The organism is Embleya sp. L77 (assembly GCF_055557415.1).
In genome coordinates this window covers 5,840,704-5,856,718 of sequence record NZ_CM145709.1, presented here as the reverse complement: position 1 = coordinate 5,856,718, position 16,015 = coordinate 5,840,704, and the positions used below count along the sequence as shown (strand labels likewise).

The following is a 16,015-nucleotide window of genomic DNA, read 5'->3' as shown; positions in this document are numbered from 1 at the left end:
CCGAATCCGCGCGGCCCGCCCGGACACCGGCCCGCGTCCCACAGGACCCTCGCCCGTACCTCATCGCGGCGGCTCCACCGCATCGACCCGCACCCTCGGCCGCCAGGTCCGGTACAGCTCGCCGTCCACGTCCCCCGCCGCCGGCGCGGCAACCGCCGCCGCCGACAGGGCCACCGCGTCCCGCAGCCGATCCGGCCACGGGCTGCCCTCGGCCAACCCGCGTGCCAGTGCCGCCACCGCCGCGTCGCCCGCGCCGGTGGCATTGCCGTGTACCGAAGCCGGCGGTACGGCTCGCCACCAGCCCGCCCCGGTCCCGGCGACCATGCCCTCCGGGCCGAACGAGGCGACCACCGCCGTGTCGGCCCGTGCCTCCCGCAGCAACCGCGCCACCGCCCGCAGCGGATCGCTCTCGCCCGTCGCCGCGACCAACTCGTCGGCGTTCGGCTTGACCACGTCCGGCCCGGCCGCGACGCCGGCGACCAGTGCCGGCCCCGACGCGTCCAGCACCACCGGCACCCGCGCGGCCCGCGCGAGCGTCACCAACTCCGCGTAGCCGTCCACCGCGATCCCCGGCGGCAGACTCCCCGACAGCACCAACACCGATGCGGCGGGCAGGAGTTCGGCCGTGGCGGCAACCACTCGGGCCCACTCCTGCGCGGTCCGCGCGGCGCCGAGTTCGTTCAGCGACGTCGCACCGCCCGAGCCGGTCTCCACGATCGTGGTGGTGCAGCGGGTCTCGCCGGACACCGGCACCGCCGTCAACGCGATGTCCGCCGCCGCCAGGTCGGCCCGTATTCGCTCACCCGTCCCGCCGCCCAGCGGGGCCACCACCACGACGGCGACCCCCAGCGAGCGCAGCACGCGCGCGACGTTGATGCCCTTGCCGCCGGCCCGCCCGCCGACCGAGTGCGGGCGGTTCGCGCCGTGCCGGATCAGCTCTTCCAAGTGGTACGTGACATCCCAGGCCGGATTCGGCGTCACCGTGAGGATCACGAAGCCACCCGCCCGTTCCGGGCCTCGCCGCCGGCCATCCGCTCGACGGTGTCGCCGATGCGGCCCCTCACGACCCGTCCAGCACCACGGACCGGGTCAGGTGCCTCGGCTCGTCCGGGTTCAGCCCCCGGCTCTCCGCGACCGCGACCGCGAGCTTCTGCACCCGGACCAGTTCCGCCATCGGGTCGAGCGCACCGGCCACGAACGTGCCACCGGTGGCCGCGACCTGATCGGCGAGGCCCTCCGGCGCCGGCCCGAACACCCACGTGATCCGGTTCGGCGCGGCGATGCTGATCGGCCCGTGCCGGTACTCCATCGCCGGGTAGCTCTCCGTCCACGCGCACGCGGCCTCGCGCATTTTCAGCGCGGCCTCCGCGGCGAGTCCGGTGGACCATCCCGTACCCAGGAAGCTGAACTGCTCCGCCGCCACGAACTCCGGTTCGGGCACCCAGGCGAGAGCCGCCTTCGCGTCCCGGATCGCCGCCGTCAGGTCCTCGCCCACGTGCGACCGCAGCAGCGCGAGTGCCGTGGTGGCGAACCTGGTCTGCACGACCGATTGTTCGTCCGCGAAGTCGAGCATCACGATCTCGTCCGCCGCGGTCATGATCGGCGTGCCCGGAGTTCCGGTGATCGCGGTCGTCGCGACGGTGCCCCGAAGGTCCGCCAGCAGCCGCAGCACCTCGGTGGTGGTGCCGGAGCGGGTCAGCGCGATCACCCGGTCGTAGTCCCGTACACCCGGGAACTCCGACGCCGCGAAGGCATCGGTGACGCCGAGTCCGGCCCGCTCGCGCAGCACGGCATACGCCTGGCCGATGAACCACGAGGTGCCGCACCCGACGATCGCGACCCGCTCACCGGACTTGGGCAGTCCTGCGCAGTCCACGGCCAGCGCGGCGGCCCGCGCCCACAGCTCGGGCTGGGTGGCGATTTCGGCAGAGGTGTGGCTCACGGTCGTCATGGCGCTCCCGGGTCCTGGACGGTACGGAGTGCGCACTGCTGCACTCCCATGCTTGAAACTATTCATTTGATAGCAGTTTCAAGCACGAATGAGCAATGCCGCGCACGCCAGCAAGGCATGATTCACACCCTTTCATCCAAGAATCTCCCCTCCCATGAGCCGCCCGCCAAGCCCGCGAGCACCCCGACGTGCTTGTCCGCTGCGCGGACGGTTGCGCGTCCCCTACGGGTTCGGGTCCGACCGGTCTCTCCGAGCCGGGGTGCGCGGCCCCTACGGGGCCGGTTGCGCGTCCGCTGCGCGCCGGGTCGGGGTCGGGCCGGGCGCTGCGGGGCGGTTGGTCGTGTGGTGTGGGTCGCGGGCGCGGAGCGGGCATGCACCCCGGCGCGCCCGACCGGGTTGCTCGGCCCCTACGGGGCGGGTTGCGCGTCCGGGTCGGGGTTGGGCCGGGTGCGCGGGGCGGTTGGTCGTGTGGTGTGGGTGGCGGGCGCGTAGCGGACGTGCATCCCGGGCGCGTAGCGGACGGCTCGACCGTGACCGCGAAGCGGGCATGCACCCCGGCGCGCCCGCCGGGTTGCTCGGCGGGTTGCTTGTCCGCTGCGCGGCCGGTTGCGCGTCCCCTACGGGTTCGGGGTCCGACCGGTCTCTCCGAGCCGGGGTGCGCGGCCCCTACGGGGCCGGTTGCGCGGCCGGGTCGGGGTTGGGCCGGGTGCGCGGGCGGTTGGTCGTGTCGTGTGGGGTGGCGGGCGCGTAGCGGACGTGCAGCCCGGGCGCGTAGCGGACGGCTCGACCGTGACCGCGGAGCGGGCATGCACCCCGGCGCCGACCTCTCCGAGCGGGTGGGTGGTCGGCGAAGAACAACCGTGGGCCGCACCGAGCGCGTCGAAGCCGGCGCGGGGCAACAAAACACCGCGGGCCGCGCGGGGACGGCCCCGAGACCGACCCGCGCAACGCCCCACGAGCCGCCGGTGCGGAACGGGCGGGACCGTGCCCGGCAAGCCGCAAGCGGTATGGCAAGCCTCAAGCGGTTCAGGGACCACAGCGCGGACGAGCAACCCAGCTGGCCGACACACAACGGACCCGAGACCGGCACGGGCGCCCGACGGCCTGGGCAGTCCGCGGGCAACGGACCAGCGACCGGAGCAGGCCCAACCGCCCTGGCTGCGGGCCCGGCCTCACCCCCGCCCCCGCGGCGGGCGACCGCGACGCGGTCCCGGCCCGGACCGACCCCCGGCAGCTCTGTCACCCGCGCACGGCCGGCGCTACATTGGCCCGGCTCACACGGCGGTCCGCCTCTTGCAGCGGCCCGCCTCCAACGGCACGCCATGCGTCACGTGGCAGCGCGCGTCCAGCGGCACGCGTCCCTCGCCACACGGCGCAACGCACCACGCACCACGCGCCACGCGGCGTAACACGCCACACGGCGTCACCACCGTGCGCCACGCGACGCAACGCACCACGCACCACACGGCGCCACGCGCCACATGGGCGCCGCACACCACGCGCCACACGGGCGCCGCACATCACGCGTCGCCCCGCGACGCCCGAACGACGAGGGATCCGTGCACATGGGAGGTCGTCCCGAGTCCGACAACCGCGCCGCCTGGCAGCCGTTGCTCGCCGATCTGGAGCAGCGTCGGGCCGGGTCGCGGGCCATGGGCGGACCCGCGAAGGTCGCCCGCTACGCGGCGGCGGTCCCCGGTCGGCTGCCCGCCCGGGCCAGGATCGCCGCGCTCCTGGACGAGCAGTCGTTCACCGAGATCGGCACGCTCGCCGGCGGCGCGGAGATCCCCTCCGACGCGTTCGTCGCCGGTTCCGGGTTGCTGGACGGCCGCCCGGTGTTCGTGGGTGCCGAGGACTTCACCGTCCAGGGCGGCTCGATCGGCCCGGGTGCCGCCGCGAAGCGGGCCCGGCTCGTGCGGCTGGCCGGCCAGGAACGCGCACCGCTGGTGACCCTGCTCGAAGGCGCCGGCCATCGCGCGGGCAATGCGCTCGCCGGGCACACCGCCACGCCCAACGACCTCCAGGCCCTGGTCGACCTCGCCGGTCTGGTCCCCACCGTCGCGATCGTGCACGGCCCCTCCGCCGGACACGGCGCGCTGACCGCGCCGCTGTCCGACTTCGTGATCATGGTCGAGGGCACCGGCGCCCTGTTCACCGCCGGCCCGCCACTGGTCGCCGCCGCGACCGGCGAACGGGTCGACAAGCACACCCTCGGCGGCAGCCAGGTGCATTGCGTGGTCAGCGGCGTCGCGCACAACGCCGTCCCCGACGATGCCGCGGCGCTCCGGCTGGCCCGCCGATACCTCTCCTATTTCCCGTCCCACGCCTGGCAACTTCCGCCGTACGCGGGACCGGAGTCGGGCAACGCCGACGTCGGCCCGCGCAGCACGGAGGCGCTCCTGGACCTGATCCCGCCGGACGCGCGTCGCCCGTACGACATCAGGGCCGTGCTGACCGAGGTCTTCGACGCGGGCACGGTCCTGGAGTTGCAACCGGCACACGGCGCCTCCATCGTCACCGCGCTCGCCCGCCTCGGCGGCCACGCGGTCGCCGTACTGGCAAACCAGCCCGCGGTCCGGGCCGGCACCATCGACACCGACGCCGCCGACAAGGCTGCCCGCTTCGTCCGGATCGCGGGTGCGTTCCATCTCCCGATGGTCTTCCTCGCCGACAACCCCGGCGTGTTGGCCGGCACCGCCGCCGAGCGGTCGGGCGTCCTGCGCGCGGCGGCTCGACTGTTCGCGGCCCAGCACCGGTTGCGGGTCCCGAAGCTGCACCTGACGCTCCGCAAGGCGTTCGGTTTCGGCAGCTCGGTGATGGCGATGAACCCGTTCGACGCGCAGACCGTCTCGTACGCGCTCCCTGGCGTCACCCTCGGCGGCATCCCGGCCGCCGCCGGCGCCGCCGCCGCGAAGCAGGACGCGGACACGGCACGCCGACTCACCGCGAGCGAGGCAAGCGGCCCGTGGCGCTCGGCGAACGCGCTCTCCTACGACGACGTGATCGCGCCGACCGAGGTCCGCGACGCCCTGCTCGCCGGCCTGACCCGCGCACGGGCTCGGCTGACCGGCCCGGTCGAGCCGGATCGGCGCCCCGACCTGCTGCCTTAGGCTCACCACATGGACGGTTTGGGTGACCTGCTGCGTGGGATCAGGGCGGACGGCGCGCTGTTCGACCGACGGTTGTTGCCGCCGGAGGCATCCGCCGAGGTCGCCTCCGGCGCGCCGCTGACCCTGTACACGGTGATCCGCGGCAGCGGCCGGCTGATCCCGGACGGCGGCCCGGCGCTGCCGCTGCGCCCGGGCGACACCGCCCTGGTCCGCGGCTGCCCCCCGGTCACGTTCGTCGCCGACGCCCGCCCGGATCGGGACGCGTCACCGAAGCCGAACCGGGACACGGACGCCACCACCGAACTCCTCTCCGGCGCCTACCGCGCGCACGCCGACGTCGGCCGCCGGTTGCCCGCCGCCCTCCCCCAGGCCCTGCTCGTCCCGGACGACGAGGGCTGCGACGCGGTCCTGAGCTTCGTATCCGCCGAGGTCGCCGCCGACAAACCGGGCCAACAGTTCGTTCTGGACCGCCTGCTCGACTGGATGCTGGTCTGTACGCTCCGCGCCTGGTTCGACCGCCCCGAGGCGCAACCGCCCGCGTGGTACCTGGCCCTGGCCGACCCGGTCGTGGGCGCCGCCCTGCGTGCGGTCCACGACGCGCCGGCCCGGCCGTGGACGATCGCCGCCCTGGCCGCGGAGGCGGGCGTCTCGCGCACGTCGCTCGCCGAACGTTTCACCTCCCGGGTCGGCAGGCCGCCGCTCACCTACCTGACCGAGTGGCGGATGGCCCTGGCCGCCGACCTGCTCACCGAGCGGGACGCCACGGTCGCCGCCGTGGCCCGCCGGGTCGGTTACGCCGACCCGTTCGCATTCAGCACCGCCTTCAAACGCGTCCGCGGCCTGAGCCCGACGGCCTACCGCAGCACCCGCGCGGCCTGACCGGGCCGGGTCCGGCGCGGCCACCCACCGACTGCTATTCCGGCGACTGCTCGAACATCCAGCGGTGCCCTTCCGGATCGGCCACGGTGTACGAACGCCCGTGTTCGGTGTCCCGCGGCGGAGCGAGCACGGTCGCGCCGCCGTCGCGGGCCCGGGCGAAGTGCCGGTCGAGGTCGGCGACGTACACGTGGACCCCGTCCACCACGTACGGCACGCTCAGCCACTTCGCCGCGTCCGCGCAGGTCTCGGCGTGCGTTCGGGGCGAGCGGTAGTCGGGGGTCGGCTCGCCGACCATGATCAGCGCCCCGTCCGGTGCCGCCAGCTCGCCGTGGCCGACCGAGCCGTCCGGCATCAGGATCCGGGTCACCTCGCGGAAGCCGAACGCCTCGCTCAGCCAATCCATCGCGGCGGCGGCGTCCTGGTAGGAGATCATCGGCGTGACGGTCTGCGGCATGGTCGGCTCCTTCGATCGCGCGAATCCCGCCCTGCCGAGTCTGGGCGCAGCGGGCGCGCCGGTCTTGGACGAATGGGAACGTGCGCGCGCCGCGGACCCTCCGGGTGGATGCGGCGGCGGCCCGGACGCACGCACATGTTCCCCGGCTTCTCGCCCATGGTCGCCCGGTCCGGCCGCGCCCAGGCTGGAGCCATGACAGAACCGACGCAGCACCCGATCCTCGTTCTCGGCGGCACCGGCAAGACCGGCAGCCGGGTGGTCGACGGGCTCCGCGCCCGAGGCGCCGCCGTGCGGCCGGCCTCGCGCTCCACCGCACACCACTTCGACTGGTCCGACGACACCACGTGGGGTCCCGCGCTGGCCGGCGTCTTTGCGGTCTACCTGGTCCCGCTGGACGGCGTGCCCACCGGCCCGGCCTTCGTCCGGCAGGCCACCGCCGCCGGGGTCGAACGGATCGTCCTGCTCTCCGCGCGCGGCGTCGACACTCCCGGCTACTTCGCCGCCGACGACCCGGCCAACCAGGCGCGCCTGGAGCTGGAAGCGGCCGTCCGCGACAGTGGCGCCGAGTGGACGATCCTGCGCCCCGGCTGGTTCGCGCAGAACTTCAGCGAGGGCTTCTTCCGCGACGACATCCGATCCGGCGAGCTGTACCTGCCGGCCGGCACCGCCCCGGTGTCCTTCGTCGACACCGAGGACATCGCCGCCGTCGCGGTCGCGGCCCTGCTGGACCCCGGCCACGCGGGCCGGACCTACGAGCTCTCCGGCCCGCGCGCGGTGACCTTCGACGAGGCCCTCGCCGAGATCGCCGCCGCGACCGGCCATCGGGCCCGCTACATCCCGGTCGAGCCCGCCGCCTACACCGCCGCCCTGGTCGACCAGGGCATGTCCGAACTCGACGCGGCCATCTGGACCTCGGCCCTGAACGGCATCCTGCGCGGTCTGGAGGCCAAGATCTCCGACGGCATCCCGCGCGCCCTGGGTCGCCCCGGCCGCGACTTCACCGAGTTCGTCCGCACGGCGGCCCCCACCGGCGCCTGGACCGTCTGACCCACCTGCCCCGCCCCCGCGGGCGGCCGACGATCGGGTCGTCGGCCGCCCGCGGCACGATCGCGCCGAGCCCGTGACCCGGCTTTCGCCGCCCGGCCGGCGTACCCGTCGGCCGGCGCACCCGTCGGCCGGGCGGCCCGGATCCCCGCACGCTCGCGGCCCGTCGTAAAGCCCGGCGATGATCGAATTCGACAACGATTCACGGCGCGCATATCCACCGCCGGTGCCGCCGCACGAACATCGATGCGTGACATCTCCCGCACCCGATCAATCCCGTGCGGCCGAATCCCGATCGATTTTGTCGAATCGATCCATTGCGATCGATCGCCGGGCGCCGTGTCGATTAGCGAAATACCCGAGGAATGATCTTTCCCGATTCGCCCCGCGCGCGATATCCCATCCGGCGCCGGTGAACATCGGAGACCGCCTTCACTCGGATGGCCGACAAAATCGCAAACCCGGTCCGGGGATTTACCGACCGCCCCGCCGGCCCGTCCATTACCGGTGCACCGGCCCGAAGAATCCGCCCGTCGCTTTCCGGCCGGCCCTCACCGCATCCGTGGCCGGTCCGCCCCGAGCCCGGCGCCGAGCGGGCGGCCGAGCGGGCGCCGAGGCACATGCGGCACAGCGAGCCGGCCCGTCCCGTGCGTAACGCGGCGGAGGGCGGGCATTCTCAAGACAGGTTCAGGACCGTAGGACCGACGCCGGTGCCCGACCCCACCCGCACCCTCAGGAAAAATCCGACCCACTGCCACCGGCGCTCGGATACCGTCGATCCGCGGCCACGACGGCGGCGCCGACCCCGGAACCCCGGGCCCACCGGCGCGACCGTGCAGATCACCGGGCCGTCCCGCACACTGGGGAACCCACCGCTCGAAGCCGCTGCGGGCCGACGTGACCCAGGTCACGCTCGCGGGGGCGTAACACTTTTGCCGATCGGAGCGATGCCTTGAGTGGCGCCGGCAGCGCCGACGGGTCCGGTCCCGCGGATCCGTCATCGATTCGGTGTAGTTGCGGCGCCGCAGCATGCCCGCGTGAACCGAGAGGTTATTTGTGACCCCGAGCTCGTCCAGCACGCTTCCCAACAGAATCGCCGAATCGGAATCTCTGGTGGCGCTCATCGAGCGTGGCCGTGCCGAAGGATCGATTACCGGCGAGGACATACGCCGAGCCTTCGAAACCGATGCCATCCCTGCAACGCAGTGGAAGAGCATCCTCCGTAGCCTCAACGAGGTCCTCGATGAGGCCGGTGTGACGTTGACCGTCAACCCGGTCAAAGAGACCCAACGGAGAGACGTAGCCACAACTCGGCGATCTGTCAAGAAGACGCTATCCACGCGCTCAACCCGTGTCAAGAACACAGAGACCTTGCCCGCGCAAGTCACGCCCGCGGCAACGGAATCGGGAGAGTCCGTCGTGGAATCTGCTCCGAAGCCGAAGAAGGCTGCAGCCAAGAAGAAGACGGCGGCCAAGAAGACCACCACCGCCACCGAGACGACCGCCGTCGAGTCGCCCGCCCCCAAGGACGGCGACGAGGCACTGGTCGAAGAAGACCTGTTCGACGAGCCCGCCGAGGTCGCGGCCCCCGAGGTCGGACCCAGCGGCTTCGTCCTCACCACGGACGAGGACGACGCCCCGCAGCAGCAGGTGACCACACCGGGTGCCACCGCGGACCCGGTCAAGGACTACCTGCGGCTGATCGGCAAGGTCTCGCTGCTCAACGCCGAGCAGGAGGTGTCGATCGCCAAGCGCATCGAGGCCGGCCTGTTCGCGTTGGAGAAGCTGGACTCCGAGCCCGGCCTCACGCCGCAGTTCCGGCACGAGCTGGAGCTCGTCGCCGAGGACGGCAAGCGCGCCAAGAACCACCTCCTGGAGGCCAACCTCCGCCTGGTGGTCTCGCTGGCGAAGCGCTACACCGGCCGCGGCATGCTCTTCCTGGACCTGATCCAGGAGGGCAACGTCGGTCTCATTCGTGCGGTCGAGAAGTTCGACTACACGAAGGGCTTCAAGTTCTCCACGTACGCCACCTGGTGGATTCGCCAGGCGATCACCCGGGCCATGGCCGACCAGGCGCGGACCATCCGCATCCCGGTGCACATGGTCGAGGTGATCAACAAGCTGGCCCGCGTGCAGCGCCAGATGCTCCAGGACCTGGGCCGCGAGCCCACCCCGGAGGAGCTGGCCAAGGAACTCGACATGACCCCGGAGAAGGTCGTCGAGGTGCAGAAGTACGGCCGCGAGCCGATCTCCCTGCACACCCCCCTCGGCGAGGAGGGCGACAGCGAGTTCGGTGACCTGATCGAGGACACCGAGGCGATCCGCCCGGCCGACGCGGTCAGCTTCACCCTGCTCCAGGAACAGCTGCACTCGGTCCTGGACACCCTGGCCGAGCGCGAGGCCGGCGTGATCTCGATGCGTTTCGGGCTCACCGACGGTCAGCCCAAGACGCTCGACGAGATCGGCAAGGTCTACGGCGTCACCCGCGAGCGGATCCGCCAGATCGAGTCGAAGACCATGTCCAAGCTGCGCCACCCGTCCCGCTCCCAGGTGCTGCGCGACTACCTGGACTAGGCAGGACCCCGGGTACGGACGGACCGCCCCTCGGCGGCCTCCGTCCGTACCCGGCGCCACACCCCGGGCCGTGCCGGTCAGGGTGCCAGTCGGTGCGGGCCGCGGAACAGGAACGTCGCGTCCCGGATCGAGGGCAGGTCCAGGAGCAGCATCAGCAGTCGGCTCAGCCCCAGGCCCAGGCCCCCGTGCGGCGGCATGCCGTAGCGGAAGCAGTCCAGGTAGGACGCGAGCGGTGCCGCGTCCATGCCCTTTTCCCGCAGTTGTGCGAGCAGTCGGTCGTGGCGATGCTCGCGTTGCGCGCCCGTGGTGATCTCGACGCCCTTCCAGAGCAGGTCGAAGCTCTCCGTGACGGTGGGGTCGTCGTCCGGGCGCAGGTGGTAGAACGGCCGGATCCCGGCCGGGAAGCGGGTCACGAAGACGAACTCGTGTCCGGTCTCCGCGGCGATCAGGGCGGACAGCGCCCGTTCGCCCTCGGGGTCCAGGTCGACCCTGGTGCCCGCCGGGTCCCAGCCCCGGGCACGCAGTCGGGCGAGCGCATCGGCCATGGTGATCCGTGGGAACGGCCGCTCCGGGACGGTGACCTGGACGCCGAGCAGCTCCTCGATCGTCGCGCCGTGTTCGGCTCGGACGTCGGCCAGTACCGCCCGCAGCAGTCGCTCCTCGAAGGCCATCACGTCCTCGACGCCGTCGATCCAAGCGAGTTCGGCGTCCACGCCGGTGAACTCGGTGGCGTGTCGGGAGGTGTACGACGGTTCGGCGCGAAAGACCGGGCCGATCTCGAAGACCCTGTCGATGCCCGCCGCGATGGCCATCTGCTTGTAGAACTGCGGTGATTGGGCCAGGTAGGCGGGGCGGCCGAAGTAGTCGACGGTGAACACCTCGGCGCCGGATTCGGATGCCGTGCCCATCAGCTTGGGCGTGTGCAGCTCGGTGAAGCCCTCGGCCGCGGTAACCCGGCGCATCGCCTGCTCGACGGTGGTCTGTACGTCCAGGACCAGTCGTCGGTCGGGGCGGCGCAGGTCCAGGAAGCGCCAGTCGAGGCGGCGGTCGGGGCCGGTGTGTGCGTCGATCGGCAGGCCGGGTTCGGCGGCCGAGAGGATCTCGACCCGTTCCGGCAGCAGTTCCAGGCCGCCCAGGCGGACCGTCTCGTTGGCCACGACCCTGCCGGTGATCCGTACCGCCGACTCGACGGTGACCCGCTCGAACGCGGCCTCGATCGGGTCGTCGGCGCCGGCGCGGGCGTGCGCGGCCTGGACCCGGCCGGTGTGGTCGCGGAGCACGACGAACTGCATGCGGCGTTGCAACCGGAGCGTGTCGATCCAGCCGTGCACGGTGACCCTCTCGTCCAGATGCTCGGACAGGTCGCGGACGAGGGTGCGCGGCATGGCGGCAACTCCCTTGGTTGCGGGCGCGTTGGTCGCGCCGGGTACGGCGGGTGGTAGACGGCCACCCGGGGGGATCGTCAGCGTAGGTCGGCCGGGTCGGCGGTGTCGCCGGATTTAGCGACGGCCGAGGGCGCGGGAGGGCCGGCCCGCCGGCGCCGGGCCCACCGGGCCGCGGCCGGCGATCGGGCCCGTGCAGATACCCGTGCAGATAACCGGCAGGGCCGTACATCACCCGACTTGTCCGTTCGCGTGATCGCGAACTGCCTTCGACGGCACGGCAATTGATCACGAGGGGCGTTACCTGCGGTTTACCATCGGTGGTGTGCCGCACCACCCCCGACCGGCGGCCCCGAGGTGTCGAGATCATGTCCGAGAACACTGGAGACCGAGTGTGGTCTACCGAGCCCGCCGGCGAGCGACCGCCCGCCGGCATCGACGTCAACGTGCCGAGCGTCGCGCGCATCTACGACTACCTGATCGGCGGCAAGGACAACTACGCCGCCGACCGCGCGGTGGCCCGGAAGTTGATCGAGGTGGCGCCCGACCTCGAACACGACGCCGGCGCGCATCGCCGGATCCTGCACCGCGGCGTGCGCTTCCTGGTCGAGCAGGGCATCCGGCAGTTCGTCGACATCGGGTCCGGCTTGCCGACCGCGCAGAACACCCACCAGGTCGCCCAGGCGGTGGCGCCGGAGGCCACCGTGGTCTACGTGGACAACGACCCGATCGTGCTCGCGCACGGCCGCGCGCTGCTCGCCGAGAACGAGCGGACCACGGTGATCACCGCCGACCTGCGTGAGCCCGAGTCGATCCTGAAGAACCCGGACGTGCTGCGCCTGATCGACTTCGATCGGCCGGTCGCGCTGATGTTGCTCGGGGTGATCCACCACATCAACGACGACGAGGATCCGGCCGGGTTGTTGCGCACCTACCTCGACGCGTTGCCGTCCGGGAGTTGGCTGTTCCTGACCCACTTCCTGCGCAGCGGCCCGGAGTCGGAGCGGATGGAGCAGGTGATGCAGGGCTCGCACAAGAGCGGCCGCTTCCGCGAGCGCGCGGAGATCGCCGCCTACCTGGACGGTCTGGAGCCGGCCGAACCGGGCCTGGTCTACATCGACCTGTGGCGTCCCGAGGAGCCGGTGGACGAGGCGACCCTGTCGGTCACCCAGCGCCTGGTCCTGGGGGCGGTGGCCCGCAAGCCGTAGCGGGTCCGGGGCCCGGGGGCCTGCGGACGGCGGGTCCAGGGCCCTGGGGCCTGCGGTCGACGCGATACGGCCCGCAGGCGGTTCGCGCGTGCGAACCGCCTGCGGGCCGTGGTGTCGGGGCGGGGCGGGCGAGCCGCCTGCGGTCACCGGGTGGCCGGGATCATCGCCGCCGGTTCGGTGGTCGCGGTGCCGGCCGCGACCGGCTCCGTGGCCGAGGTGCCGCGGGCGAAGCGCAGCGCCACCAGTGCGGTCGCGCCGACGCCCGCGCCGGCGATCAGCACCGCCGTACGCAGCCCGGCCGGCGTGGACGCGTGGGCGTTGGCCACCGCGACCAGGATCGCCAGGCCCACCGCGCCGCCGATCTGTTGGGCGGTGGAGGCCATGCCGGACGCGATGCCCTGCTCGTGCCCGGCCACGCCGACCGCGGCCGCGCCGAACATCAGCGTGTAGCCGGCGCCCTGGCCCAGACCCAGGATGACGAAGCCGGGGACCATGGACGGGTACGAGGCACCGGCGGACATCGACAGGCCGACCACGACGGTGCCCGTCGCGCCGACGAGCAGGCTCGCGATCATCGCGGTGCGCGTTCCGAAGCGGGTCGCCGCCCGGCCGCCGAGCAGCGAGCCCGCGGTGATCGCGAGCATCGGGACCAGGTAGGCCAGGCCGGTCTCCAGCGCGGTGTAGCCCTTGACCTCCTGAAAGTACACGGTGAGGAAGTAGGCGAGTGTGCCGATCGTCGCCATGTAGAGGAAGGTGACCGCCATGCCGGTGTTCAGGTTGCGACCGCGCAGCAGGCGCAGCGGCATCAGCGGGTCCGGGCTGCGGCGCTCGATGGACAGGAAGGCGCCGATCAGGACCACCCCGAAGGCGACGCTCGCCAGGATCGGCGCGGAGGTCCAGCCCGACTCGGGGGCCTGGACGAACGCGAACACGATCGCGATGGTGCCCACGGTCGAGGTGAGCGCGCCGGCCAGGTCGAAGCGGCGGTCCGCGCGCCGGGCGCCGTCCGCGGGGATCAGCCGCAGTGCGGTCAGCGCGGCGGCGCCGGCAAGCGGGACGTTGACGTAGAAGACCGCCTGCCAGCCCAGGAATTGGGTCAGTACCCCGCCGAGCAGCGAGCCCACGATCATCCCGCTGCCGCCCGCCGCGCCCCATACCGCGAACGCCCGGTTGCGCTCCCTGCCCTCGGCGAACAGGGTGCCGACCAGGGTCAGCGTGGCAGGGAACAGGAAGGCCCCGCCCACACCCTGCACGGCGCGGGCCGCGATCAACAGCCCGGGACTGCCGGCGAGCCCGCCGGCCAGTGAGGAACCCGCGTACAGCGCCAAGCCCAGGACGAACATCCGGCGTGGTCCGTACAGGTCGCATGCCCGGCCGCCGAGCAGCAGCAGGCCGCCGAACGCGACGGCGTAGGCACTGACCACCCATTGCAGGCTCTGCGCGGTGAAGCCGAGGCCGTCGCCGATCTCGGGCAGTGCGACGTAGACGATGTTGTAGTCGACGGAGATGATCAACTGGGCGAAGGCGAGCAGGGCCAGGACCAGCGCGGACCGACGGGCGCCGGTGCCGGTGGTCTTCGCGTCGGTACCGGTGCCCGTGCCGCCGGTGGTCCCGCCTCGGGTGGTGGTGATGCTCATCGGTGCTTCCCCCGCTCGTCCGTGCCGACGCGCTCGGCGACGCCGATCGCGATTCGGTTCGAGATGTGGTGCGCGCTGCTCATGACGACGAATCTAGGTGCGCAAACGACCGGGTATAGGGTTCATTTCCATGTCGGAAATCGAGGTCAATTCGGCCCGCTGGATCGGCCGTGACCTGCATCTGGAGCTGTCCGGTACGGGTGGTCGGCGGGCCGTGCTGATCCGCGCGATCCGCGAGGCGATCCGGACCGGTCGGCTGGCTCCGGACACGCCGCTGCCGCCGTACCGGTCGCTCGCGGTCGATCTGGGCATCGCCCGGAACACGGTCGCCGACGCGTATGCCGAGCTGGTCGCGGAGGGCTGGCTGACGGCGCGTCAGGGGTCCGGGACCCGCGTCGCCCGGCGGGCCGAACCGCTCGCCGCGCCACGCCGCCGGGCCCGAACCGGGCTGCCGGCGCGGCCCGCCGGGGCAACGCACAATCTGCGCCAGGGGCAGCCGGACGCGGCGTCCTTCCCGCGTGCCGCGTGGGTCGCGTCGGCCCGGCGGGCGCTGAACGCCGCGCCGAACGAGGCGTTCGGGCCGGGCGATCCGCAGGGGCGCCCGGAGTTGCGTCTCGCGCTGACCGACTACCTCGCGCGGGTGCGCGGGGTACGCACCCACCCGGACCGGATCGTGATCTGCTCGGGCTTCGCGCATGCGTTGCGGCTGCTGTTCGCCGGCGTGTTGCGCGGGCCGGCCGCCGTGGAGTCGTACGGGCTGGCCTTCCACCGTTCGATCCTGGCCGCCGCGTCGATCCGGACGCTGCCCCTGGGCATCGACGAACACGGCGCCGACACCGACGCGTTGGCCGCCCTGCCGAGCGCCCGCGTGGCGGTGCTGACGCCGGCTCACCAGTTCCCCACCGGCGGCCCGCTGTCGCCCGAGCGGCGGCTCGCGGTGTTGGACTGGGCGCGGGCACGGGGCGGGCTGGTGCTGGAGGACGACTACGACGGCGAGTTCCGCTACGACCGGCGTCCGGTCGGCGCGGTCCAGGGCATGGATCCGGACCGGGTGGTGTACGTGGGCTCGGTCAGCAAGAGCCTGTCCCCGGCGATCCGGCTCGGCTGGATGGTGCTCCCCGAGCACCTGGTGGACGACGTCCTGGCGGTGAAGGGCGTACGCGAGGCATGGGCCGGCGTCACCGATCAGCTCACCTTGGCCGACTTCATCGAGGGCGGCCACTACGACCGGCACATCCGCCGGATGCGCCGGCGCTACCGCGACCGCCGCGACCACCTGCTCGCCGCGTTGGCCGAACACGCCCCGCACGTCGTCGCGACCGGCATCGCCGCCGGACTGCACGCCGTCCTGCGGCTGCCGGCCGGCAGCGAACCCGCCACGGTCGAGGCCGCCGCCCGCCAGGGCCTGACCCTGGACGGCCTCGCCGACTTCCGCCACCCGGACGCGACGGGCCCGGTCCCGGACGGCCTGGTGGTCGGATACGCGACTCCCCCGGACCACTCGTACACGGCGGCGGTCGAGGCACTGTGCCGCTCGCTGCGGGCGGCGACGACGCACAACCAGGCCCGGCCCGCCCGGTCCACGGTGAACTCCTTCGACCCGGGCCCGGCCTAGGCCGTGTCCGGCGGATCTTGGTGGGGCCGCGCCGCCCGGCATCCGCCCTTCGGGCTCCTCGCTGCGCTCTTCTCGCCGCACCGGAGAAACAGCCGAAGAGAACCACTATGCGGCTGCTTCTCCGGCACGCCGAGCCACGGCACCAGACGACGCGACCTCAT

Annotated in this window: 11 protein-coding genes; 6 read left to right on the top strand and 5 right to left on the bottom strand. The window is 72.8% G+C overall.

Annotated elements, in window-relative coordinates; translation table 11 throughout:
- Positions 1-60: 60 nt before the first annotated feature.
- Together ACZOOI_RS25070 and ACZOOI_RS25065 are read right to left on the bottom strand one after the other, a co-directional pair.
- Positions 61-993, bottom strand: a complete 933-nt coding sequence (locus tag ACZOOI_RS25070; protein WP_465277943.1) for a 1-phosphofructokinase family hexose kinase — start codon at positions 991-993, stop codon at positions 61-63.
- Between the two features lie 67 nt (positions 994-1,060).
- Positions 1,061-1,942, bottom strand: coding sequence for an SIS domain-containing protein (locus ACZOOI_RS25065; RefSeq protein ID WP_465281281.1), 882 nt, complete (start codon positions 1,940-1,942; stop codon positions 1,061-1,063).
- Between the two features lie 1,574 nt (positions 1,943-3,516).
- Here ACZOOI_RS25065 and ACZOOI_RS25060 point away from each other — a divergent pair.
- Together ACZOOI_RS25060 and ACZOOI_RS25055 are read left to right on the top strand one after the other, a co-directional pair.
- Positions 3,517-5,061 carry an acyl-CoA carboxylase subunit beta gene (locus tag ACZOOI_RS25060; RefSeq protein ID WP_465277942.1) on the top strand — a complete coding sequence of 515 codons (1,545 nt, stop codon included), beginning with the start codon at positions 3,517-3,519 and terminating at the stop codon, positions 5,059-5,061.
- Positions 5,062-5,070: 9 nt separating this feature from the next.
- Positions 5,071-5,940 (top strand): AraC family transcriptional regulator, encoded by an 870-nt coding sequence (locus ACZOOI_RS25055; RefSeq protein WP_465277941.1) that lies wholly within the window; start codon positions 5,071-5,073, stop codon positions 5,938-5,940.
- A 34-nt stretch (positions 5,941-5,974) separates the two neighbouring features.
- On the opposite strand, the gene ACZOOI_RS25050 is transcribed toward ACZOOI_RS25055, so the two are convergent.
- Positions 5,975-6,394: a VOC family protein gene (locus ACZOOI_RS25050; RefSeq protein ID WP_465277940.1), complete on the bottom strand. Its 420-nt coding sequence runs from the start codon at positions 6,392-6,394 to the stop codon at positions 5,975-5,977.
- Positions 6,395-6,586: 192 nt separating this feature from the next.
- On the opposite strand from ACZOOI_RS25050, the gene ACZOOI_RS25045 reads away from it, so the two are divergent.
- Positions 6,587-7,441, top strand: a complete 855-nt coding sequence (locus ACZOOI_RS25045; RefSeq protein ID WP_465277939.1) for an NAD(P)H-binding protein — start codon at positions 6,587-6,589, stop codon at positions 7,439-7,441.
- Positions 7,442-8,494: 1,053 nt separating this feature from the next.
- Positions 8,495-10,012, top strand: coding sequence for an RNA polymerase sigma factor (locus ACZOOI_RS25040; protein ID WP_465277938.1), 1,518 nt, complete (start codon positions 8,495-8,497; stop codon positions 10,010-10,012).
- A 77-nt stretch (positions 10,013-10,089) separates the two neighbouring features.
- On the opposite strand, the gene aspS is transcribed toward ACZOOI_RS25040, so the two are convergent.
- Positions 10,090-11,397: an aspartate--tRNA(Asn) ligase gene (gene aspS / locus ACZOOI_RS25035; protein ID WP_465277937.1), complete on the bottom strand. Its 1,308-nt coding sequence runs from the start codon at positions 11,395-11,397 to the stop codon at positions 10,090-10,092.
- A 365-nt stretch (positions 11,398-11,762) separates the two neighbouring features.
- Here aspS and ACZOOI_RS25030 point away from each other — a divergent pair, with 365 nt between their 5' ends.
- Positions 11,763-12,602 (top strand): SAM-dependent methyltransferase, encoded by an 840-nt coding sequence (locus ACZOOI_RS25030; RefSeq protein ID WP_465277936.1) that lies wholly within the window; start codon positions 11,763-11,765, stop codon positions 12,600-12,602.
- A 143-nt stretch (positions 12,603-12,745) separates the two neighbouring features.
- Here the strand turns inward: ACZOOI_RS25030 and ACZOOI_RS25025 are convergent, their stop codons facing one another.
- Positions 12,746-14,239 (bottom strand): MFS transporter, encoded by a 1,494-nt coding sequence (locus ACZOOI_RS25025; RefSeq protein WP_465277935.1) that lies wholly within the window; start codon positions 14,237-14,239, stop codon positions 12,746-12,748.
- Positions 14,240-14,369: 130 nt separating this feature from the next.
- On the opposite strand from ACZOOI_RS25025, the gene pdxR reads away from it, so the two are divergent.
- Positions 14,370-15,854 (top strand): MocR-like pyridoxine biosynthesis transcription factor PdxR, encoded by a 1,485-nt coding sequence (gene pdxR / locus ACZOOI_RS25020; protein ID WP_465277934.1) that lies wholly within the window; start codon positions 14,370-14,372, stop codon positions 15,852-15,854.
- The last annotated feature ends 161 nt before the right edge of the window (positions 15,855-16,015 follow it).

Bases quoted from the DNA above. Each gene is read 5' to 3' on its own strand.
- ACZOOI_RS25055 (WP_465277941.1), top strand. From the start codon at position 5,071: ATGGACGGTTTGGGTGACCTGCTGCGTGGGATCAGGGCGGACGGCGCG.
- ACZOOI_RS25045 (WP_465277939.1), top strand. From the start codon at position 6,587: ATGACAGAACCGACGCAGCACCCGATCCTCGTTCTCGGCGGCACCGGC.
- ACZOOI_RS25050 (WP_465277940.1), bottom strand. From the start codon at position 6,394: ATGCCGCAGACCGTCACGCCGATGATCTCCTACCAGGACGCCGCCGCC.
- aspS (WP_465277937.1), bottom strand. From the start codon at position 11,397: ATGCCGCGCACCCTCGTCCGCGACCTGTCCGAGCATCTGGACGAGAGG.
- ACZOOI_RS25030 (WP_465277936.1), top strand. From the start codon at position 11,763: ATGTCCGAGAACACTGGAGACCGAGTGTGGTCTACCGAGCCCGCCGGC.
- ACZOOI_RS25025 (WP_465277935.1), bottom strand. From the start codon at position 14,239: ATGAGCATCACCACCACCCGAGGCGGGACCACCGGCGGCACGGGCACC.
- pdxR (WP_465277934.1), top strand. From the start codon at position 14,370: ATGTCGGAAATCGAGGTCAATTCGGCCCGCTGGATCGGCCGTGACCTG.
- ACZOOI_RS25060 (WP_465277942.1), top strand. From the start codon at position 3,517: ATGGGAGGTCGTCCCGAGTCCGACAACCGCGCCGCCTGGCAGCCGTTG.